Genomic DNA, 21,485 nt, shown 5'->3' with positions numbered 1-21,485 from the left:
GCGAAGGTCGCTGCGATCGAGTACGACCCCAACCGCACGGCCCATATTGCCCTGATCTGCTACGCCGACGGTGAGCGCGCCTATATCATCGCCCCCCGTGGCCTTGAAGTCGGTGCCACGCTGATGAGTGGTTCGGAAGCGCCGATTCGCGTCGGCAATGCGCTGCCCATCCGCAATATTCCCGTGGGTTCCACCATCCACTGCATCGAGATGCAAATCGGCAAAGGCGCGCAAATCGCCCGTTCCGCCGGTACGTCTGCGACGCTGCTGGCGCGTGAAGGTACCTACGCCCAGGTGCGCATGCGTTCGGGTGAAGTTCGTAAGATTCACATTGAATGCCGCGCCACCATTGGTGGAGTCGCCAACGAAGAGCACAGCCTGCGCCGTTTGGGCAAGGCCGGTGTCAAGCGCTGGATGGGTATTCGCCCAACCGTTCGCGGTGTGGTGATGAACCCGGTTGACCACCCGCACGGTGGTGGTGAAGGCAAGACCGGTGAAGGCCGCCATCCTGTCGACCCATGGGGCAATCTGACCAAAGGTTACCGTACCCGTAACAACAAGCGCACGCAGGTCATGATCGTGTCGCGTCGCAAGAAGTAAGGGCTAGCTATGACCCGTTCACTCAAAAAAGGTCCGTTTGTCGACCATCATTTGGTAGCCAAGGCTGATAAAGCGGTTACCAACAAAGACAAAAAGCCGATCAAGACCTGGTCGCGTCGCTCCATGATCCTGCCCGAGTTCATCGGCCTGACCATTGCCGTGCATAACGGCAAGCAGCACGTCCCTGTCTACATCACCGATCAAATGGTTGGCCACAAGCTGGGCGAGTTTGCACTCACCCGGAACTTCAAAGGTCATCCGGCTGACAAAAAAGTTGTGAGAAAGTAAGGAAAGACCATGGAAACACGTGCAACCCTCCGGGGCGTTCGTCTGTCGGTCGACAAAGGCCGCCTGGTCGCTGACCTGATTCGCGGCAAGAAAGTGGATCAAGCGCTCAACATCCTGAATTTCACGCAGAAAAAAGCTGCTGGAATCATCAAGAAGGTAGTTGAGTCCGCCATCGCCAACGCTGAACATAACGATGGCGCCGATATCGATGAGTTGAAGGTGAAAACCATTCACGTCGAGCAAGGTGCCACGCTCAAGCGTTTCTCCGCGCGCGCCAAAGGCCGCGGTAACAGCATCAGCAAGCCCACGTGCCATGTGTACGTGGTGGTTGGCAACTAAAGGCAGCAGGATATGGGACAAAAAATCAACCCAACCGGGTTCCGCCTTGCCATCAGCCGCAACTGGGCCAGCCGCTGGTATGCCAACAACCGTGACTTCGCCGGCATGCTGGCTGAAGACATCAAGGTTCGCGAGTACCTTAAGGCCAAGCTGAAGAACGCCGCCGTTTCGCGCGTTCTGATCGAACGCCCCGCCAAAAATGCCCGCATCACGATTTTCTCGGCACGTCCGGGCGTGGTGATCGGTAAAAAAGGCGAGGACATCGAGAACCTCAAGAAAGAACTGAGCCGTCAGCTGGGCGTGCCGGTCGCCGTGAACATTGAAGAAGTTCGCAAGCCTGAAATTGATGCCAAGCTTATCGCTGACAGCATCACCCAACAGCTTGAAAAACGCATCATGTTCCGCCGTGCCATGAAGCGCGCCATGCAAAACGCCATGCGTCTGGGTGCCTTGGGCATCAAGATCATGTCGTCCGGCCGTCTCAATGGCATTGAAATCGCCCGTTGCGAGTGGTACCGCGAAGGTCGCGTGCCCCTTCACACCCTGCGCGCCGACATCGACTACGGCACCTCTGAAGCCAAGACGACCTACGGCATCATCGGTGTCAAGGTCTGGGTCTATAAAGGCGATACGCTGGGTCGTAGCGATGCGCCCGGTGCCAAGATGATGGAGACGCCGGCAGAAGAAGAGCGCCGTCCACGTGGCCCACGTCGTGATGCACGTCCTGGTGACCGTACGGACCGTCCGGCTCCCCGTGGTGCCCGCCCTGCGCGCGGCCCGGTCGGTGGAATCAACACGGCCCCTGCTGATGGCAGCGACAAACCTGCCGACGCAACTGGTGCCGCACCAGTTGCCGACGCCCCGCAAACCACCGTTAAGCGCGTCCGCAAAGCCGCGCCAGCTGCAGCAGCTGACGGTGCCAAGACCGAGTAATCGGTCGGAATAACGGAGAAAAACCATGCTGCAACCCGCTCGCAGAAAATACCGCAAAGAGCAAAAAGGCCGTAACACCGGCGTCGCAACCCGGGGTAACTCGGTGGCGTTCGGTGACTTCGGCCTGAAGTGCACCGACCGTGGTCGCCTGACTGCTCGTCAAATTGAAGCCGCACGTCGTGCGATTTCCCGTCACGTCAAACGTGGCGGCCGTATCTGGATCCGTGTCTTTCCGGACAAGCCAATTTCCCAAAAGCCTGCTGAAGTGCGTATGGGTAACGGTAAAGGTAATCCAGAGTACTACGTGGCTGAAATCCAGCCCGGCAAGATCGTTTTTGAAATCGTCGGTGTGCCTGAAGAACTTGCACGCGAAGCGTTCCGCCTGGCTTCTGCCAAGCTGCCGCTGCGCACCACGTTCGTCAGCCGCATGATCGGCCAGTAATCAGGAGAATGAAGCCATGAAAACTACTGAACTGCGCCAAAAAGACGTTGCCAGCCTGCAAACCGAAGTCAAAGAGCTACAAAAAGCCCACTTTGGCCTGCGCATGCAAAAAGCCACGCAGCAACTCACCAACACCTCTACGTTGCGTTCCACGCGCCGTGCCATCGCTCGTGCCAAAACCATTTTGGCCGAAACCATCGTCAAGCAAGGAGCCAACAAATGACGGAAGCAAAAAAATCCCTCAAGCGCACCTTGATTGGCAAGGTTGTCAGCGACAAGCGCGCTAAAACCGTGACGGTGCTGGTCGAGCGCCGCGTCAAGCACGCGCTGTATGGCAAGATTGTGTCCCTGTCCAGCAAGTACCACGCCCATGACGAAAAGGGCGAGTACAAGATGGGTGACATGATCGAGATCACCGAAAGCCGCCCTATTTCAAAGACCAAAAACTGGGTCGTGACCCGTTTGGTGGAAAAGGCTGCTGCCGTTTAAATCGTCAAGACTTTGACTGCAAGTCATCAAAAACGGCTCACTCTGTGAGCCGTTTTTGTTTCCGCCTCAAGTGACAACATGAGCCGGGACGAGCCGCAGAAAGACCGTTGTCCACTCCAAGGCTTTCTGCGTGAGTGAAAATAGGAGTTACCGATTCCTTTTTTCGTTTATCCCAACCAGGAGCACCCCATGATCAAAGTAGGCGACACCCTTCCCGCAGCCACGCTGATGGAATATTCAGACGTTGCAGAGGGCGGCTGCAGAATCGGGCCCAACCCGGTCGATGTGGCCAAAGCCGCGGCTGGCAAAACCATTGCACTGTTCGGGCTGCCAGGCGCCTTCACGCCAACCTGCTCGGCCAAACATGTGCCGGGTTATGTCGAGAAGGTCGCTGAGCTCAAAGCCGCCGGTGTCGACGAGATCTGGTGCGTGAGCGTGAACGACGCGTTTGTCATGGGCGCCTGGGCGCGTGAGCAGAAAACCGACGGCAAAGTGCGTATGCTGGCCGACGGCGATGCCCTCTTCGCCAAAGCCACTGGCTTGACGCTGGACCTGACAGGCAAGGGCATGGGCCTGCGCAGCAACCGCTACTCCATGCTGGTCAAAGACGGCAAAGTGGCGAGCCTCAATATTGAAGGTCCCGGCAAGTTCGAAGTCAGCGATGCGGCCACTCTGCTGGCGCAAGCCAAAGCCTGACGGTCATTTGCACGCACGTCCGTTGCCTGCCAAAAAAGCCACCGCTCGCAAGACCGGTGGCTTTTTTTGTAAAGGCGCCAATTGCTATGAATTTAATAGCTGCTTGCTCCCGCCTTGTTTGGGGTAGAGGCATTTTTTGCTTATAAATCCTGGCTTATAGATCCACCTTCAGATAGTGGGCCCCGGCAATCGGATTGGGGTAGTAAGGCGGAATTTCCACAAAGCCGAGTTCCGCATACAGGGCGCGGGCTGACTCCATGTCGTCCAGTGTGTCCAGCAATACGCCTCGGTAACCCGCGATGCGCGCCGCGTCGAGCACCGCTTCGGCCAACTGCCTGCCCAAGCCAAAGCGGCGAAAAGCCTTGCGCACAAAAAGGCGCTTCATTTCACCGACATTGGGGTAGTCCACCGAGTCGAGGGCACGAAGCGCGCAGCAGCCCGCGAGTTCCCCATCCACCAAGGCCAGCAGCAGCTTGCCTTCCGGGGCGGCGTACTCGCCGGGCAAATCGACCAGCTCGACCTCGAAATTCTGGAAGCACAAATCGATGCCCAGCTGCTCCGCATACTCGATAAAGATCAGGCGCGTTGCGGCCAGTTGCTGGGGCGTGTCGGGCGTGATGAACTGGATGGAGGGTCGTGGCACGGAGTCGGCTGCGAAAAAAGATCACCCAGTTTAACGTCGGTGACGTGCTGCGTTCTGTTTAGAACTCATGGCTGTTAGCGCAATGTGGCGCGTGACCGTGCGGTAGCGCCGCCGGGCGTGCAGGGCACGATGAGGCGAACGCGAAAACCCTGATCTCGCGAGGGTCAACCTCGCTGATCAATACTTGGCGAACAGACATGGTTAGCGGCTTTCGCCTGTTCGCATTTAGCTGTTACTCCCCTTCGGGGTGCACACCCAATTACTAATATAAAAGTCACAAATATAACGTTTCATCGTTCATTAATCATTGGACAAGTATCAAATAAAGTAGAGCCCATGGAAAATCCTCGCTCTGCCCCGCCTGCCGTTATTCGCGCAGTGCTGTTCGACGCTTATGGCACGCTGCTGGATGTGTACAGTGTGGGCCTGCTGGCGGAGCAGCTGTTTCCAGGCCAGGGCCAGGCCTTGGCCGTGCTGTGGCGCGACAAGCAGATTGAGTACACGCGGCTGGTCACTACCAGCAACGGCGGCGCGCACTACCAGCCTTTTTGGGAATTGACGCGCGCTGGCTTGCGCTATGCCTGCAAACGCCTGGGGCTGATGCTCACCGCGGAGCGCGAGCAGCAGCTCATGAATCAGTACCTGCATCTGTCGGCCTTGCCTGAAAACAAGGACGTGCTGCAGGCCCTCAAAGCGCAAGGCATCGTCACCGGCGTCCTGTCCAATGGCGACCCGGCCATGCTAGCCGTGGCCGTCAAGTCCGCTGGGCTGGAGGGCCTGCTGGACCATATCATCAGCGTGGACGCCATCCGCAAATACAAGACCCATCCAGACGCCTACGCACTGGGCCTGCAGGCCACGGGCCTTGAAGCGCGGCAGATCGCGTTTGTGAGCTGCAACAGTTGGGATGCGCTGGCCGCCACTTGGTTCGGCTACCAAACGCTGTGGGTCAACCGCTACCAGCTGCCCTTTGAAGAGTTGGGCACGCAACCCATGTACACCGGCAGCACCCTGCGCGATGTGCTGCACTTTTTTCCAACCTCCTCCCTTAACTGAAGTTTCACACTATGACCGCACGTACCCCAACGCACCGCCTGCAAGTCGCGACCGTTCTGCACCAGTTCATTGAAAGCCGCGTCCTGCCCGGCACTGGCGTCAGCAGCGCCAATTTCTGGCAAGGCTTTGATGCCATCGTGGCCGATCTCGCACCTAAAAACATCGCCCTGCTGGCCGAGCGCGACCGCTTGAAGGCAGAGCTGGACGGCTGGCACCGTGCCCACCCCGGCCCGATTCAGGATATGCCCGCTTACCGCGCCTTCCTCGAAAAAATAGGCTACCTGGTGCCGCAGCCTGCAACGGTTACCGCCACCACCGCCAACGTCGATGCCGAGCTGGCGGTGCAGGCCGGGCCGCAGCTCGTGGTGCCGATCCTGAATGCACGCTACGCACTCAATGCGGCCAACGCACGCTGGGGCTCGCTGTACGACGCGCTGTATGGCACCGACGCGATTTCCGAAGCAGGTGGCGCCGAAAAAGGCAAAGGCTACAACCCCGTGCGCGGCGCCAAGGTGATTGAATTTGCCCGCAACTTCCTGGACCAGGCGGCTCCGCTGACCGCAGGATCGCACAAGGACTCTACCGGCTACCGCATCGAAGACGGCAAGCTGATGGTGGCCCTCAAGAGCGGCAGCACCAGCCTGGCCGACCCGGCCCAGTTTGTGGGCTACCAGGGCGATGCAGCCGCGCCGTCGTCGGTGCTGCTGCAGCACAACGGTCTGCACATTGACATCGAGATCGACCGCAGCACCACCATCGGGCAAACCGATCTGGCCGGTATCAGCGATCTGGTGCTCGAAGCCGCACTCTCCACCATCCTGGATCTGGAAGACTCGGTCGCCGTGGTCGATGCCGAAGACAAGGTGCACGCTTACAGCAACTGGCTCGGAATTTTGCAGGGCACGCTGACCGAAGAAGTCAGCAAGGGCGGCAAGACCTTTACCCGCGGCCTGAACCCTGATCGCGTATACCAGGGCGCCGACGGCAAGCCGGTTTCGCTGCATGGCCGCTCGCTGATGTTTGTGCGCAATGCGGGCCACCTGATGACCAACCCGGCCATCCTTTATGACGGCGGAAAGGAAATTCCGGAGGGCATCATGGACGCCGTCGTCACGGTGACCATCGCCCTGCACGATCTGAAACGCCAGGGCCAGCCAGGCATCAAAAATTCACGCGCCGGCTCGGTCTATATCGTCAAACCCAAGATGCACGGCCCCGCCGAAGTCGCGTTTGCCTCCGAGCTGTTTGGCCGCGTGGAGGCACTGCTGGGCCTGCCCGCCAACACCGTCAAGCTCGGCATCATGGACGAAGAGCGCCGCACCAGCGTCAACCTCAAGGCCTGCATTGCCGAGGCTGGCGCGCGCGTGGCCTTCATCAACACCGGCTTCCTGGACCGCACCGGCGACGAGATATACAGCGCCATGCAGGCCGGTCCCATGATCCGCAAGGGCGACATGAAAACCAGCGCCTGGATTGACGCTTACGAAAAGAACAACGTGCTCGTGGGCCTCGCCTGCGGCCTGCGCGGCAAGGCGCAGATCGGCAAGGGCATGTGGGCCATGCCCGACCTGATGGCGGCCATGCTGGAGCAGAAAATTGCCCACCCCAAAGCCGGCGCCAATACCGCCTGGGTGCCCAGCCCAACCGCCGCCACGCTGCACGCGCTGCACTACCACCAGGTGCTGGTCAGTGACGTGCAAAAAGAGCTGGAAAAAATCGACGCCACCAAGGAGCGTGACAACCTGCTCAATGGATTGCTGACCATCCCTGTGGCCGTCAATCCGAACTGGAGCGCCGCCGAGAAACAGCAAGAGCTCGACAACAATGCGCAGGGCATTCTCGGCTACGTGGTGCGCTGGATCGACCAGGGCGTGGGCTGCTCCAAAGTGCCTGACATCCACAACGTCGGCCTGATGGAAGACCGTGCCACGCTGCGCATCAGCAGCCAGCACATGGCCAACTGGCTGCACCACGGCGTCGTCACAGAGGCGCAAGTCAGGGAAACCTTCGAGCGCATGGCTGCCGTGGTGGACAAGCAGAACGCTGGCGACCCGTTGTACAAGAACATGGCCGGTCACTTTGACACCAGCGCCGCGTACAAGGCAGCGTGCGATCTGGTGTTCAAGGGTCTGGAACAACCCGGCGGCTACACCGAGCCGCTGCTGCACGCTTGGCGCTTGAAGGTGAAAGCGGGCACGGCCTGATGCGGGCGCGGTCAGTTGCTATTAATTAGATAGCTGCTTACGCCCGTCATATAAGCGCTAGAGGCCTGTTTTGTTATAAAAACCCCTAAAACGGCACTGCGGGTGCCGTTTTGCATTTTGACCACCAAAGCTTGGCTTCTTGGTACCATCGTTCCCCATGTCAGCTGCCAAACTCACTCTCTCCCGCCTCGAAAACCTGCTGATGACCGCCTGTGATGCCCTGCGCGGCAACATGGACGCCAGTGAGTACAAGGAATACATCTTCGGCATGCTCTTCCTCAAGCGTGCCAGCGACCTGTTTGACGAGCGCCGCGAAGCGATCAAAGCAGAAGGCAAGGCCGCAAATTTGAGCGCAACCGACATTGCCCTCAACCTGGAAGACAAAGACCAATACTCCGGCAAATATTTCTACGTGCCGCCCCGCGCCCGCTGGAGCGAACTCAAGCACACCAAGGTCAATGTGGGCTCCATGCTCAACAAAGCGCTGGAGGCCCTGGAAGATGAAAACGCCGACGCCTTGCAGGACGTGCTCAAAGGCACCATCAACTTCAACCGCAAGATCGGCCAGACCACGCTGGACGACGACACGCTGGCCGACTTCATCCAGAACTTTGACAAGATCCCGCTCAAAGACAGCGACTTCGAATTCCCCGACCTGCTGGGCGCCGCCTACGAGTGGCTGATCAAGTACTTTGCCGACTCTGCGGGCAAAAAGGCAGGCGAGTTCTACACCCCCGCCGAAGTGGTGCGCATCTGCGTGGAAATCTGCAACCCCGAAGACGGCATGCGCGTGTACGACCCCACGGTCGGCTCGGGCGGCATGCTGATCCAGGTGCGCGACTACGTGCGCGAAAAAGGGCTGGATGCCAGTAAGGTATCCCTCTTTGGCCAGGAGAAGATGGGCACCACCTGGTCCATCTGCAAGATGAACATGCTGCTGCACGGCATCCCCGACGCCGACATCCGCCAGCAAGACACCCTGCGCGAGCCGCAGCACCAGGATGAAACCGGCAACCTGCGCCGCTTTGACCGCGTGCTGGCCAACCCACCCTTCAGCCAGAACTACATCAAGAAAGACATCAAGTTCCCCGGCCGCTTTCCAGTGTGGATGCCCGAAAAAGGCAAAAAGGCCGACCTCATGTTTGTGCAGCACATGCTGGCCGTGCTCAAAGGCGATGGCCGCCTGGCCACCGTCATGCCGCACGGCGTGCTATTTCGGGGTGGCGAAGAGCGCGAGGCGCGCCAGCACTTTATCGACAAAGGCTACCTGGAGGCCGTGGTGGGCCTGCCGGGTAACCTCTTCTATGGCACGGGTATCCCGGCCTGCATTTTGGTACTGAACAAAGCCGGCGCGGCGCAGCGCGACCATGTGCTGTTCATCAACGCCGACCGCGAATACCGCGAAGGCAAAGCCCAGAACCACCTGCGCGCCGAAGACATCGACAAAATCGTCCATGCCTACCGCGCGGGGCAAGACATCCCGGCGTATGCGTGCCGCGTGCCGGTGGCAGAAATCAAGGCGGAAGAATACAACTGCAACATCCGCCGCTATGTGGACAACGCCCCGCCACCCGAGCCACACGACGTGCGCGCGCATCTGCACGGCGGCGTGCCGGTCAATGAGATCGGCAACCTGGTTCATTTTTGGCAAAACTACCCCGACCTCATCGATAGCTGCTTTACGCTGCGCGCGGCTGCCGAACATGGAACGCACTACGCCGACTTCACCCAAGCCCTGCAAGACAAATGCGCCATTGCCGACCACGTGGCCCAGCACCCCGGCGTGCAGCAGCGCCAGGCCCGGTTCATGGCGCAGTTAGGCACTTGGTGGCAAGCCCACCTGCCCATCATCGAAGCCCTGGCACCGGACGCAAGCAACCAGCACGCCACCCACCGCAACGTCTACGCCGTGCGCGCAGCCCTGCTGGACGGCATAGAGCGCACCTTTGCCGACCAGCACCTGCTCACACGCTATCAGGTGCGCGGCGCATTTGCCAACTTTTACCAAGCGCTGGCGTCCGACCTCAAATCCATCGCCGCCAGCGGCTGGGGGCCGGAACTGATACCCGACGACGACATTCTGCAAAGCCAGTTTCCCCAAGTGCTGGCCGAGTTGGAGGCCCAACACGCCCGCCTGGCCGAGCTGCAAGCCCTGTTTACCGCCGCCAGCGAAGAAGACTTTGAAGACACAGAAGACACCGGCGTGCTGCCCGCTGACGAAGTCAAGGCACTCAAAGCCACACGGAAAGATGCCAAAGGCATGATGAAATTGGCCAAGCGCGACCCATCGCTGGGTGATGCCAAAGCATTGCAAGCCGAGGCCGACCGCATTGAAGCGCAGCTCCAGCGCCACAAAGCGCTGGAGGATGAAGCCAAAACCCTCAAAGCCCACATCAAAACCACCAGCGCCAAAAAGGACGAACTGGTGGCCCAAGCCCGCCTGAAGATCAGCGCCGATGAAGCGCGTCAGATCATCGTGGTGCGCCTGCGCAAAGTGCTGTTTGCCAGCGTGCAACACTACCTGCGCGCCGACCAGCGTGCCTGCGTGGCGGCGATTGAAAACCTGTGGCGCAAATACGCGGTCACGGCCCAGCAGATTGAAGTGCAGCGGGAGGCGGCAGCAGCAGCGCTGCAGAAGTTTTTGGTGGAGTTGGGATATGAGTGAGGTGACCTTCGCCCCCCTTGCCAGCTTTGCTGATGTCACCATGGGCCAATCGCCAGGGACCGAACTCTGCAATGCAGATGGAAAGGGGCTGCCGTTCTTGCAGGGGTGCGCGGAATTTGGTGCACGCAATCCGCATACGTTTGTTTTTTGCGATCCACCGCTGCGCAGCGCGAAGGCAGAGTCTGTGCTGATCAGCGTGCGTGCTCCGGTAGGAACAATGAACTATGCCGATCAGGACTATTGCATCGGTCGGGGGCTAGGCTCCTTCAAAGCCAAACCAAACATAGCGAATACTGTCTTTTTGAAGCATGCGGTAGAGCACGGCGCAGGCTACCTCCATCGGCGCAGCCAAGGCTCCACATTTGCGGCAGTTTCAACAGACGACGTACGGACGGTACCGATACCGGTTTTCGGTTGTGCAAAGCAGAACAAAATCGCCGCCATCCTCTCCAGCATCGACACCGCCATCGAACAAACAGAAGCGCTGATCGAGAAATACCAGCACATCAAAGCCGGCCTGATGCACGACCTCTTCACCCGTGGCGTGCTCCCCACCGGCCAACTGCGCCCACCCCGCGAACAAGCGCCCGAGCTGTACCAGGAAACGGCGATTGGGTGGATTCCGAAGGAGTGGCGATTTCAGAATGTGGAAGTCGCACTTGAATCGGTTGCAGACGGTCCGTTTGGATCAAACTTGAAGACTGAGCACTATGTCGCCGATGCCGGTGTTCAAGTTGTACGTCTTCAAAATATTGCGGAGTATGAATACGACGACAGTGACAAAGCCTACATCTCCAACCGGCATGCGTGTTTCCTCATCCGAAATAAGGTAGTCAGCGGGGATGTGCTGATAGCCGGGCTAGGTGATGAGCGATATGCTGTCGGTAGGGCGTGCTGCTATCCAGCCGAACTTCCTTCTGCCGTCAACAAGGCGGACTGCTTTCGCGCTCGTTGCAAATCGACTGTGATGGAGAACAAGTTTTTCATGCTCTTTCTCAATTCCGAGTTGGCGCGGCGGCAAATGCGACGGTTTGAACAAGGAGTCACAAGACCTCGCATCAACACCGGCAACTTGAAACGAGTTGCAGCTTGCATTCCTGACCTTGACGAACAGAATCGCATCATTTCAAAATTCGATGCGATGCAAAAAACTATCCGCGCCCAAATCACCTGCATGGAGGCTTTGCGTGCACAAAAACTCGGCCTCATGCAAGACCTGCTCACCGGCAAAGTCGCGGTCAAGGTGAATTCCCCGGACAATGCTCCAGCCCATGCCTAATAAGCTGCCCATCAACCTGCTCGATCTGCTGCGCCAGCGCACGGTGGAGGGCGAGCGCATCGAATACAAAGCGGGCTGGAACCCGGATGCCATCATCCGCACGCTGTGTGCCTTTGCCAATGATTTTGAGAACCTGGGCGGCGGCTATGTGGTGATAGGGCAAGACTGCGATGCCAACGGCCAGCCCATCTTTCCGCCGGTGGGTTTGGCAATCAACCAGCTCGACAAGATTCAGCAGGAGCTGCTGGCGGCCTGCCAGCTGATACAGCCGCCTTACTTTCCCGCCCTGACCGTTCAAGAAGTGGAAGGCCGCCAGCTGATCGTGTTGCAAGCCCCGGGCGGCATGCACCGGCCTTATAAAGCACCCGCATCGGTGAGCGCCAAGCAAAAGAGCTGGCACTACTACATCCGCCGTTACAGCAGCACAGTGGAGGCTAAGGGAGAAACCGAGCAGGAGCTGCTGAGCCTGACTGCACAGGTGCCGTGGGATGACCGCTTTGCCCTGCAGGCGCAAGTGAGCGATTTGTCCAAGCCGCTGATGGTGGAGTATTTGACCGAGGTGGGCAGCGCCCTGGCAACCGATGCGCCGCAGATGACGGTGGAAGAGCTGGGGCGGCAGTTGAATGTGGTGGGTGGCCCCAGCGAAGCACCCCGATCCAAGAACGTGGGGCTGCTGTTTTTCAACGAGACACCAGAGCGCTTTTTCCCCTACACGCAGATTGATGTGGTGTGGTTTCCCGAGGGGGCCGGGGGTGACCGGTTTGATGAAAAGGTATTCAAGGGGCCACTTGCGCGCATGGTGCGCGATGCGCTGGGCTTTATCCAGCGCAATTACCTGGTGGAAACCGTGGTGAAGCACCCTGACCGGGCGCAGGCCACGCGGGTGTGGAATTTTCCGTATGCCGCCATTGAAGAGGCATTGGTGAATGCGGTGTATCACCGTTCGTATGAAGAGCGCGAACCCATTGAGGTGCGCATAGACCGCAAAGAGTTGGTGGTGTTGAGCGTTCCAGGGCCAGACCGCTCTATCAAACTGACAGACTTCGCGGCAGGCCGCGCAGTGAGCCGCCGTTATCGCAATCGGAGAATTGGCGAGTTCTTAAAAGAACTGGACCTGACCGAGGGCCGCTCAACCGGTGTGCCCAAGATGCTACGCGCCATGGCGGCCAATGGCTCACCTGCGCCGCAGTTTGAAACCGACGATGACCGACTGGCCTACATGGTTCGGCTACCGGCGCACCCTTTGTCTGAACAGCCGGAGGCGCCGACCGACCAAGTCACCGACCAAGTCACCGACCAAGTCACCGAGGAAGTCGCTCGACTGCTGCGGGTAGCTGCACTGGGCGAGCAAGCCCGTAGCGCCCTGCAAGATGCCTTGGGTCTGAAACACGCACCACATTTCCGGCAGGCCTATTTAATGCCAGCCATGGCTGCAAATTTGCTGGAAATGACACGGCCAGACCAACCCAATAGCCGTTTACAGCGCTACCGACTGACTCCCAAAGGCCAGCAATGGCTGGTAAGCCACGAGGGGCGCAAGCCGTGAGCGAATACAGCGAAGTAGAGCAACCCTTTTTGCAACAGCTCGCCGCCCAGGGTTGGACGGTGATCGACCAAGGCACGGGCGTACCGCAAGACGCAAGCATCAGCCTGCGCCGCAACTTCAGGGAGTGGCTGCTGAGCGACGTATTTTATGCAGCCGTGCGGCGCATCAATACCCTGCCCGATGGCCGCAGTTGGCTGACCGACCGGCAACTGGAAGACCTGCGCAACCAACTTTTGCGCCAGCCCAACCGAACCTTGCTGGAAGCCAATGAGGCCATTCAGGCGCTGCTGATCAAGACGCAGGTGGATGTGAACGAGCTAAGCGGTGAGGCCGATCCGGTGGTGAAGCTGATTGACTTTCAGACGCCTGAAAACAATGTGTTCCACGCCATCAACCAGTTTCGTATTGACACGCCGGGGGGCGTGCGGCAATTCATCACCCCAGACATTGTGTTGCTGATCAACGGCATACCGCTGTGCGTGGTGGAATGCAAAAAAGGCTCGGAGGTATGTGCCAACCCGATGGCTGAGGCCTTTGTGCAGCTGCAGCGCTACCTGAACAAGCGCCCCGAGACAGCGGTCGCTGGTCTGAAGGAGGGCGAACCAAGGCTGTTCCACAGCAACCTGCTGCTGGTGCGCAGCTGCGGGCTGGAGGCCGACTACGGCAGCATTACCTCGGGCGACGAACACTTCTACACCTGGAAAACGCTCCACCCCCAAGACGACGCTGCGCTAGCCAGTATGAATGCACAGCAGCGACTGGTAGCGGGCATGCTGACCAAGACCAACTTGCTGCAGATACTGCGCACCAGCGCCGTATTCAAAGACACCGAAGGCGGGCCACGCATCAAGGTGGTGTGCCGCTACCAGCAGTTCCGGGCAGCGGCCAGGATCATGGAGCGTCTGCGCAACGGCAACAGCAGTGCCGAACGCAGCGGCGTGGTGTGGCACACGCAGGGTTCAGGCAAGTCGCTCACCATGGTGTTTTTGGCGCGTATGCTGCGCGCCAGCGGCGACCTGAACGACTACAAAATTGTGCTGGTGAATGACCGCAACGACCTCGAAGAGCAGTTGGGTGAAACCGCCACGCTGATAGGCGGTCGAGTGAACGTGATCGAGACGCGCCAAGACCTGCGCTACCAACTGGCGACCGACAGCTCCGACATCAATATGGTGATGGTGCACAAGTTTCAGGAGCGCAAGGAGACGCTGACCAATACAGTGGCCGAGGCGCTGGGCACCTACCTGGCCATACCGGCGGCCCAGACCTTTGGCGTGGTGAATGCGTCCGAGCGCATCATCATGATGATTGACGAAGCACACCGCACGCAGGGCTCGGACTTGGGCGACAACCTGTTTGAAGCCTTCCCCAACGCCGCGCGCATCGCTTTCACCGGCACGCCGCTGATTACCGAACGGCACGGCGGGCGCAAAACGCACAAGCGCTTTGGCGAGTACATAGACACCTACCGCCTGATGGACGCGGTGAACGATGAAGTGACGCTGCAAATTTTGTACGAAGGCAAGACTGCCGATACCGCACTGAATGAAAAGCATGCGTTTGACACCGCCTTTGAAGACTTGTTCAAAGAACGCAGTGCGGAAGACCTGCTGGCCATCAAGAAGAAATACGGCGCTACAGGAGACCTGCTGGAGGCCGAAAACCGCATCAACGCCATTGCCAAAGATTTGGTGAGCCACTATGTGGACAACATTTTGCCCAACGGCTTCAAGGCGCAGGTGGTGTGCCACTCCAAGCTGGCGTGCATTCGCTACCAAAACGGGATCAAGGCTGCGCTGGCAGAGCGCATTGCCAATGAACAGTTCAAGGCAGCGCCGGACGAGGAGCTAATTGGCAAGCTGAAGTTTTTGAAAACTGCCGTGGTGATTTCGTCGGACGGAACCAATGAGGCGGCCTTTGTAACCCAAGCCCGCAAAGAAGCCGCACGGCTGCGCGCCAAAGATAATTTTTGCAAGGCGTTTGACCAGCAAGACCCGGATGCAACCAACACCGGGATTGCCTTTTTGATTGTGTGCGACATGCTGCTCACCGGCTTTGATGCGCCGATTGAGCAGGTGATGTACATCGACAAGAAGCTGCGTGAGCACACACTACTGCAAGCCATAGCGCGCACCAACCGGGTCAAGAAAGGCAAGAAGCGCGGCTACATCGTGGACTACATTGGTCTGGCCAATCACCTGACCGAAGCCTTGACGCTTTATGCCGCCAGTGATGAATTGCAGGAGCTGCAAAGTGGTTTGCAGAACATCACCGCAGAACTACCGGTGCTGGACGAGCGATACCAGCGCTTGCTGCAGCACTTTGAGGGCATGGGGGTCAAGCAAATCAAGCCGTTTGTGAATGGCGAGCTGTCCAACCTGGAGGCCGGGGCGGCTGTGGTGCATGCTGCGGTGACGGCGCTCAAGAATGAGAAACAACGGGCCGACTTTGACGTGTACCTGAAGAAATTTCTGATGAGCATGGACATTGTGTTGCCGCATGCGTCCGCGCAGCCCTACCGTGTGCCAGCAAGGCGCTTTGCTTACATCATGGCGGTGGCCAAGGAGCGCTACAAGGACAGCAGCCTGAACCTGGGCGATGCAGGCGAAAAGGTGAAGGCACTGATCAACGCGCACCTGATCAGCTTGGGCATCAACCCAAAAGTGGAACCCGTGGAGCTGCTGGCCCCCGACTTTATGGCCAAATTGGCCGCACATGCAGGCAAGAACCCCGAGGCCAAAGCCAGCGAGATGGAGCATGCAATCCGCAAGCATTGCACGGTGCACCATGATGAAGACCCAGCTTTCTTCAAGAGTCTGTCCGCCAAAGTGGATGCGCTGATTGAAAAGCACCATGACCAGTGGGATCTACTGGCGGAAAAACTTGCCGAGCTGCGGACCGAGGCTGTTGCCGGGCGCAAACAAGGTATTGAAGGCATGAGCCGCGAGGCCACCACTTTTTATGAGCACATTGTGCAAGTGGGATTTGCCAGAGGCTCGGTGCCTGAGGCAGAAATAGCCGCGCTAAAAGCGCTGATGGAGAAGCTGGTGGCTATTCTGGCAGACACCATAGGCAGCCTGGATTTCTGGGTCAACGCTGACAAGCAAAAACGTGTGCGAGGTGCCATCAAAACCGAAATTGCCAAGGCGGGCATAGAAGAGCTAAAGACGAACCGTGAACGCGTTACGGTAGAAGTAATGAAGCTTGCAAAGAACCGCCACGATGAGCTGGTTCGTAGCCACAAGGCAAAGGGAGCGTAAATGCAAGTACGCCAAGTTCATGACATTCAATATCAATTGTTGCCTGGCGCTGAGAGGCGGACCACCGATATCGTGATTGAACGGGACGGTGCAATTAGCGTCCGCCCACCCCTGCGGATGACTCCCGAGCAGGTGGATGAGACAGTGTTTTCCAAACGCATGTGGATTTACCGCAACTTGGCGGAGTGGCGCGACCTAAATGCGACCAAAGTTGTGCGAGAGTGGGTGAACGGTGAGTCTTTCTTGTACTTGGGCAGCAGCTACCGGCTGTTGCTAGTGGATCAACAAGATGAACTTCTGAAGCTCAGGGATGGACGGTTTCAGTTGCTGCGCACAGTAGTGGAGATGCGAGGGAGCGATGGTGCCCAGCAGGCGTTTGAGGAATTTTTTAGAACCAAGGGGCTCCCTCGCCTACACGCTCGTGTGGCCCATTTTGCGAGCCGGGTGGGTGTATCGCCTGGCGCAGTGCAAGTGAAGGATTTGGGCTACCGCTGGGCAACCTGTCTGTCCAACGGCGATTTGCATTTTCACTGGAAGTGCCTGATGGCACCGCTTACGGTGATTGATTACATAGTGGTGCATGAGCTGTGCCACATGCACCACCGTGATCACTCCGAAGCGTTCTGGAATGAGGTGGACAAAGTTCTGCCCAATTACCGCGAGCGAAAAGAATGGTTACGGCAACGAGGGGCAAACCTGGACCTATAAAGCGCTCCTGATTTAGGAGCTGCTTGTGCATATTTCATTAGGGCTCCGTTTACACCGTGAAGCTGGGCATCATGGACGAAGAGCGCCGCACCAGCGTCAACCTCAAGGCCTGCATTGCCGAGGCTGGCGCACGCGTGGCTGCCGTGGTGGACAAGCAGAACGCTGGCGACCCGTTGTACAAGAACATGGCTGGCCACTTCGACACGTCCATGGCGTATAAGGCAGCGTGCGATCTGGTGTTCAAGGGTCTGGAACAACCCGGCGGCTACACCGAGCCGCTGCTGCACGCTTGGCGCTTGAAGGTGAAAGCGGCTGCCGCGGCAGCGACGGTCTGAGAAAAGCTATCAAATTAATAGTTGCCTACGTAATAGGGATGGTGGATAGAGGTCAATTTGGCATATAAAATTGCCATAAAGTCACTGCAAAAACGGCATCTACGGGTGCCGTTTTTGCGGATCTGATCTATTGAACGAGTTTTGGCCCTTGCCCCAGAGTTGCCAGAATCCGATTCTTCAACCGTGACTGCGCATCTTCAAAGTTTTCCGGCTTCCAGAAAATACAGTTGTATTGCCGAATATCAAAGTGAAGCTCATCGCCTTCACGGCACATGAAGATCACCGGCAATCCAAGCCCGTGCGCAAAACCGGCCTCGTAGTAAACACCGCCTCGGTTTCCTGTGAAATCTGACACCACAAACCTTGACGCACGAATGGACGCCATGATTCCATCGTCAATCTTGCCGTTATGTTGCTTTGAGTCGATGCGCAATGGCTCATAGCCCGCCGCGCGTGTTGCCAGTTTAATAACATCCGTCCATAACTGGCGCACTTCCGGACTGAACGACATAGCGCAAAAGCCGATGGATGACACAGACTCTCGATGCCCTTCAAGGTACAGGAGTCCTTTAGGACTGACTTGGAACTGATGATTATTTTGGCTGGCCAGCAAGTCCATTTCATTGCACAGGACTTCGGCATCTTCATTCAGTTGCAAAGCCCCGAGTGGAACTGCGAATGACAGGCTCCGTCGAGCTACCGGCATCTGGAGGGAGTGATGGAGGAAAGAGGCGTGTTCGTCGATCACTCTTCGATTTAGGGAGACGCATGCGCACCCGGGCCGTTTACAAAATAAGGTTCATCCGGCTTTCGTGTGGGTCACGGGGGAAATGAAAAGGCAAAATCTCAGACATCTCCCAGGTCTTGGCCCCTTTCGCCCGGCTAATTTCGCCGTGCTGCGAGAGTAGAAAATCTTTTGCCGAATGTGCGCAAGCGCATAGTGTGTACGGGCTGCGAAGTAGAAAATAAGGGGAACGATCGATGGCGTTAGAACCCCTTGCAATATCACATTGAGGTGTGGTCATTAGCGCTGAATGATCGTCAAACCAACTCGCGGGACACGTCCGCGCAGTTGGCGCAATTTGGCTGAATTTAATTCTACGGATTGGAGAAATGTCATGCCACTAAAAAAAGGGACAAACCAGGCAGTCGTCAGCAGCAATATCAAGACGCTGGTGAATGAGTGGGAAAAGGAAGGATCGATAGGCAGCAGCCATCCCGCGACGAAGCAAAAAGCGGTCAAACAGGCGGTTGCAATCTCGTTGGAAAAAGCCGGAAAAAGCCGCAACACCCAGCCTCGCGAACGCAAAAAGTGACGTCGCCGTGATCAGAAATCCGCCCGGGTTGCCGCCCTCGTGGATGTCCTTGCCATTCTCATCCCTCACGGTTGAGCAATGGATCGCCGGAATAAACACCACTTTCACCTCGCCCCTAGTGGCGTAGCCCGGCAAACCGTGTACACGTGGAAGGCACTGCACGATGAAGGCGAGATCGATGCGCTGCGTTCAGCAGATGCGTGGCAGCGGCTCGCCGCTCAACCAGTCCACCACCCGGCGCCCCCCGAAGGCCGTGGTCATCTGCACGAAGCGGTGCGGGTCCGCGCTGACGTGGCCGATGCGGGCTGCCGAGCGACCGAGCGGGTGTGCACGCATCGCCGCCAACACCGCATCGGCGGCCTCGGGCGCGACGATCGCCACCAGCTTGCCCTCGTTAGCGATGTACAGCGGGTCCAGCCCGAGCAACTCGCAGGCCGCAGCCACCTGCGGCAGCACTGGTATCGCTGCTTCCTGCAACAACATACCCACCCTGGACTGGCGCGCGATTTCGTTGAGCGTAGTGGCCAGGCCGCCGCGCGTCGGGTCGCGCAGCACGCGCACCGCACCCTCGGGGGCGGCGGCCAGCATAGTGGCCACTAGTGTGTGCAGCGCCGCGCTGTCGGATAGGGTGGCGGTCTCGAACTGCAGTGACTCGCGCTGCGACAGCACCGCCACGCCATGCTCGCCGATGCTGCCCGACAGCAGCACCGCATCGCCCGCCTGCGCGTTGGCGCCACCGATGTCACGCCCCTCGGGCACCACGCCCAGGCCGGTGGTGCTGATGAAGACGCCATCGCCCTTGCCCCGTTCAACCACCTTGGTGTCACCGGTGACGATGGGAACAGCGGCCGCGCGTGACGCCGCTGCCATGGACTCGACAATGCGCTGGAGGTCCAGCAACGGGAAGCCTTCTTCGAGGATGAAGCTCGCACTCAGGTACAGCGGCGTCGCACCGAGCATCGCCACGTCATTGATCGTGCCATGCACCGCCAGGCAGCCGATGTCGCCGCCGGGAAAGAACAGCGGCGAGATCACATGCGCGTCGGTGGCCATCACCAGCCGATGGCCGGGCGGCGGCACCGGCAGCAGCGCACCGTCGTTGCCCTGGCGCAGGACGTCGTTGTCAAAGGCGCGCACGAACAGTTCCTCGATCAGTTGCGCCGACACCCGGCCGCCGGCGCCATGGTTCATGTCGATGCGGCCGTGCCTGAAGTCGAGCGGGCGGATGTAGTCCCTCTTCGCGCTGCTCATGTGGCCCCTTTGGCGCGTTCCGCGCCTTCCCCCCGAGGGGGAGCGAGCACTCTTGGGGCGGCCCAGCGAGTGCTCATGCGGCCCCCACCGGAATGTCCCGAAACCGCCCATAGGTATAGTGCGCCGCGCATGAGCCCTCGCTCGAGACCATGCACGATCCCATCGGGTTCTCGGGCGTGCAGACCGTGCCGAACAGCTTGCAGTCGGTTGGCCGCTTGACCCCGCGCAGGATGGCGCCGCACTCGCATTGCTTGTGGTCGGGCACGCTCTGGTAGTTCAGATCGAAACGCTGCTCGGCATCGAAGGCTTTGAGCCCGGGGCGAATCTTCAGGGCACTGGACGGCACCTCACCGAGTCCCCGCCATTCGAAGCTGTCGCGCAACTCGAATACCTGCGCCATCACGGCCTGCGCTGCGGCATTACCCTGCGGCGTCACGGCCCGGGTGAATTCGTTCTCGACACAAGCGCGGCCTTCATTGACCTGGCGCACCAGCATGACAATGGCCTGCATCACGTCCAGCGGTTCGAAACCGGCGATCACCACCGGCTTTCGGTACGCCCGTGCGAAGGGCTCATACGGTGCCGAGCCGATGATGATGCTCACATGCGCCGGGCCGACAAACCCGTCCAGCGGCAGCGTTCCGTACTGCTGTACCTCGGGCGACTCCAGGATGTGGGTGATGGCACTCGGCGTCAGCACATGGCAGCACATCACGCTGAAATTTTTCACTGCCTCGCGCGCGGCCTGCAGGATCACCAGAGCCGTGGGCGGCGTGGTGGTCTCGAAGCCGATCGCCAGGAACACCACGTCGCGGCTGGGCTGTTCGCGCGCGAGCGTCAAGGCGTCAGCCGGCGAATACACCATGCGGATGTCGGCGCCGCGGGCCTTGGCCCGCATCAGCGACAAGCCCTCGGAGGCCGGCACGCGCATCACGTCGCCATAGGTGCACAGCATCACGCCCTGGTCCAGTGCCAGCTGGATGGCCATGTCGATGCGGCCGATCGGCAACACGCACACCGGGCAGCCGGGGCCGTGGATCATGCGTACGTTGTCCGGCAGCAGATCGACGACGCCGTAACGCGCCAGCGCATGGGTGTGACCGCCGCAGAACTCCATGAAGCTGTAGTTGCGCGACGGGTCCACCTCGGCCTGCAGGCGCCGGGCGATGTTTTGCGCCAGCGCACCATCACGGAATTCATCGACGTAGTTCATGTCGGGCTCCGGGCCAGTTCGGCAAATAACGCCAGCGTGGCTTGCGCCTCTGCCTCGTCGAGCGTGCCGATGGCATGGCCCACATGCACGATCACGTAGTCGCCCGCTTTCGCCTCGGGTACCAGGGCGATGGAGATCTGCTTGCGCACGCCGCCGAGGTCAACGATGGCAGTCTCGGCGTCGATGAGTTTCACGATGCGAGCGGGCAGGGCGAGGCACATG

The 21,485-nt window shown here is 59.1% G+C and carries 21 protein-coding genes and 1 pseudogene; 17 read left to right on the top strand and 5 right to left on the bottom strand.

The annotated features are described in order from the left end of the window. The 8 genes from rplB to B3F77_RS02760 all read left to right on the top strand — a co-directional run. Positions 1-600: 50S ribosomal protein L2 (gene rplB, locus B3F77_RS02795; protein ID WP_293603479.1), on the top strand; the 600-nt coding region annotated here is incomplete at its 5' end. Positions 601-609: 9 nt separating this feature from the next. Beyond that, positions 610-888 (top strand): 30S ribosomal protein S19, encoded by a 279-nt coding sequence (gene rpsS, locus B3F77_RS02790; protein ID WP_293603478.1) that lies wholly within the window; start codon positions 610-612, stop codon positions 886-888. A gap of 9 nt (positions 889-897) precedes the next feature. After that, complete coding sequence (gene rplV / locus B3F77_RS02785; RefSeq protein WP_293603477.1) at positions 898-1,227, top strand: 50S ribosomal protein L22; 330 nt, start codon at positions 898-900, stop codon at positions 1,225-1,227. Positions 1,228-1,239: 12 nt separating this feature from the next. Continuing rightward, complete coding sequence (rpsC, locus tag B3F77_RS02780) at positions 1,240-2,160, top strand: 30S ribosomal protein S3 (RefSeq protein ID WP_293603476.1); 921 nt, start codon at positions 1,240-1,242, stop codon at positions 2,158-2,160. A gap of 25 nt (positions 2,161-2,185) precedes the next feature. Beyond that, positions 2,186-2,602, top strand: a complete 417-nt coding sequence (gene rplP / locus B3F77_RS02775; RefSeq protein WP_011481235.1) for a 50S ribosomal protein L16 — start codon at positions 2,186-2,188, stop codon at positions 2,600-2,602. A gap of 16 nt (positions 2,603-2,618) precedes the next feature. Beyond that, positions 2,619-2,825: a 50S ribosomal protein L29 gene (gene rpmC, locus B3F77_RS02770; RefSeq protein ID WP_293603475.1), complete on the top strand. Its 207-nt coding sequence runs from the start codon at positions 2,619-2,621 to the stop codon at positions 2,823-2,825. Beyond that, entirely contained in the window at positions 2,822-3,091 is a 270-nt protein-coding gene (gene rpsQ / locus B3F77_RS02765) for a 30S ribosomal protein S17 (protein WP_293603474.1), read from the top strand. Before rpmC ends, rpsQ begins: the two co-directional genes overlap by 4 nt. A gap of 189 nt (positions 3,092-3,280) precedes the next feature. Then, positions 3,281-3,787, top strand: coding sequence for a peroxiredoxin (locus tag B3F77_RS02760; protein WP_293603473.1), 507 nt, complete (start codon positions 3,281-3,283; stop codon positions 3,785-3,787). A 154-nt stretch (positions 3,788-3,941) separates the two neighbouring features. Here B3F77_RS02760 and B3F77_RS02755 read toward each other — a convergent pair whose 3' ends face one another. Then, the gene (locus B3F77_RS02755) at positions 3,942-4,430 is read right to left on the bottom strand and encodes a GNAT family N-acetyltransferase (RefSeq protein ID WP_293603472.1); all 489 of its coding nucleotides are present in this window, start codon (positions 4,428-4,430) and stop codon (positions 3,942-3,944) included. Between the two features lie 336 nt (positions 4,431-4,766). On the opposite strand from B3F77_RS02755, the gene B3F77_RS02750 reads away from it, so the two are divergent. The 8 genes and pseudogenes from B3F77_RS02750 to B3F77_RS02710 form a co-directional block, all read left to right on the top strand. Beyond that, positions 4,767-5,486: a haloacid dehalogenase type II gene (locus tag B3F77_RS02750; protein ID WP_293603471.1), complete on the top strand. Its 720-nt coding sequence runs from the start codon at positions 4,767-4,769 to the stop codon at positions 5,484-5,486. Positions 5,487-5,497: 11 nt separating this feature from the next. After that, positions 5,498-7,690 (top strand): malate synthase G, encoded by a 2,193-nt coding sequence (locus B3F77_RS02745; RefSeq protein ID WP_293603470.1) that lies wholly within the window; start codon positions 5,498-5,500, stop codon positions 7,688-7,690. 157 nt (positions 7,691-7,847) lie between these two features. Next, positions 7,848-10,355 carry an HsdM family class I SAM-dependent methyltransferase gene (locus tag B3F77_RS02740; RefSeq protein WP_293603469.1) on the top strand — a complete coding sequence of 836 codons (2,508 nt, stop codon included), beginning with the start codon at positions 7,848-7,850 and terminating at the stop codon, positions 10,353-10,355. After that, positions 10,348-11,634 (top strand): restriction endonuclease subunit S, encoded by a 1,287-nt coding sequence (locus tag B3F77_RS02735; RefSeq protein ID WP_293603468.1) that lies wholly within the window; start codon positions 10,348-10,350, stop codon positions 11,632-11,634. The genes B3F77_RS02740 and B3F77_RS02735 overlap by 8 nt, the downstream gene beginning before the upstream one ends. Next, entirely contained in the window at positions 11,627-13,180 is a 1,554-nt protein-coding gene (locus B3F77_RS02730; RefSeq protein WP_293603467.1) for a Fic family protein, read from the top strand. The genes B3F77_RS02735 and B3F77_RS02730 overlap by 8 nt, the downstream gene beginning before the upstream one ends. Further along, positions 13,147-16,440, top strand: coding sequence for a type I restriction endonuclease subunit R (locus B3F77_RS02725; protein ID WP_293603466.1), 3,294 nt, complete (start codon positions 13,147-13,149; stop codon positions 16,438-16,440). The genes B3F77_RS02730 and B3F77_RS02725 overlap by 34 nt, the downstream gene beginning before the upstream one ends. Further along, a complete protein-coding gene (locus B3F77_RS02720; RefSeq protein ID WP_293603465.1) occupies positions 16,441-17,148 on the top strand; it encodes a M48 family metallopeptidase in 708 nt (235 codons plus the stop codon). Between the two features lie 128 nt (positions 17,149-17,276). Beyond that, positions 17,277-17,483: pseudogene (locus B3F77_RS02710) on the top strand (hypothetical protein); the annotation flags it as partial. Positions 17,484-17,610: 127 nt separating this feature from the next. Here B3F77_RS02710 and B3F77_RS02705 read toward each other — a convergent pair. Further along, the gene (locus tag B3F77_RS02705) at positions 17,611-18,231 is read right to left on the bottom strand and encodes a hypothetical protein (protein WP_293603464.1); all 621 of its coding nucleotides are present in this window, start codon (positions 18,229-18,231) and stop codon (positions 17,611-17,613) included. Between the two features lie 370 nt (positions 18,232-18,601). On the opposite strand from B3F77_RS02705, the gene B3F77_RS02700 reads away from it, so the two are divergent. Beyond that, entirely contained in the window at positions 18,602-18,799 is a 198-nt protein-coding gene (locus B3F77_RS02700; protein ID WP_293603463.1) for a hypothetical protein, read from the top strand. Between the two features lie 189 nt (positions 18,800-18,988). Here B3F77_RS02700 and hypE read toward each other — a convergent pair whose 3' ends face one another. From hypE to B3F77_RS02685, 3 genes are all read right to left on the bottom strand, one after another. Beyond that, complete coding sequence (gene hypE, locus B3F77_RS02695; RefSeq protein WP_293603462.1) at positions 18,989-20,050, bottom strand: hydrogenase expression/formation protein HypE; 1,062 nt, start codon at positions 20,048-20,050, stop codon at positions 18,989-18,991. A 73-nt stretch (positions 20,051-20,123) separates the two neighbouring features. Then, on the bottom strand, positions 20,124-21,263 hold the full coding sequence (gene hypD / locus B3F77_RS02690; RefSeq protein ID WP_293603461.1) for a hydrogenase formation protein HypD: 1,140 nt from the start codon (positions 21,261-21,263) through the stop codon (positions 20,124-20,126). Continuing rightward, positions 21,260-21,484, bottom strand: a complete 225-nt coding sequence (locus B3F77_RS02685) for a HypC/HybG/HupF family hydrogenase formation chaperone (RefSeq protein WP_293603460.1) — start codon at positions 21,482-21,484, stop codon at positions 21,260-21,262. The genes hypD and B3F77_RS02685 overlap by 4 nt, the downstream gene beginning before the upstream one ends. Position 21,485 lies beyond the last annotated feature (1 nt).

The sequence above is a fragment of the Polaromonas sp. UBA4122 genome (assembly GCA_002381615.1).
Classification (GTDB): domain Bacteria; phylum Pseudomonadota; class Gammaproteobacteria; order Burkholderiales; family Burkholderiaceae_C; genus Polaromonas.
The sequence above is the reverse complement of the archived record's forward strand: the minus strand, read 5'-3'. Positions and strand labels throughout refer to the sequence as shown.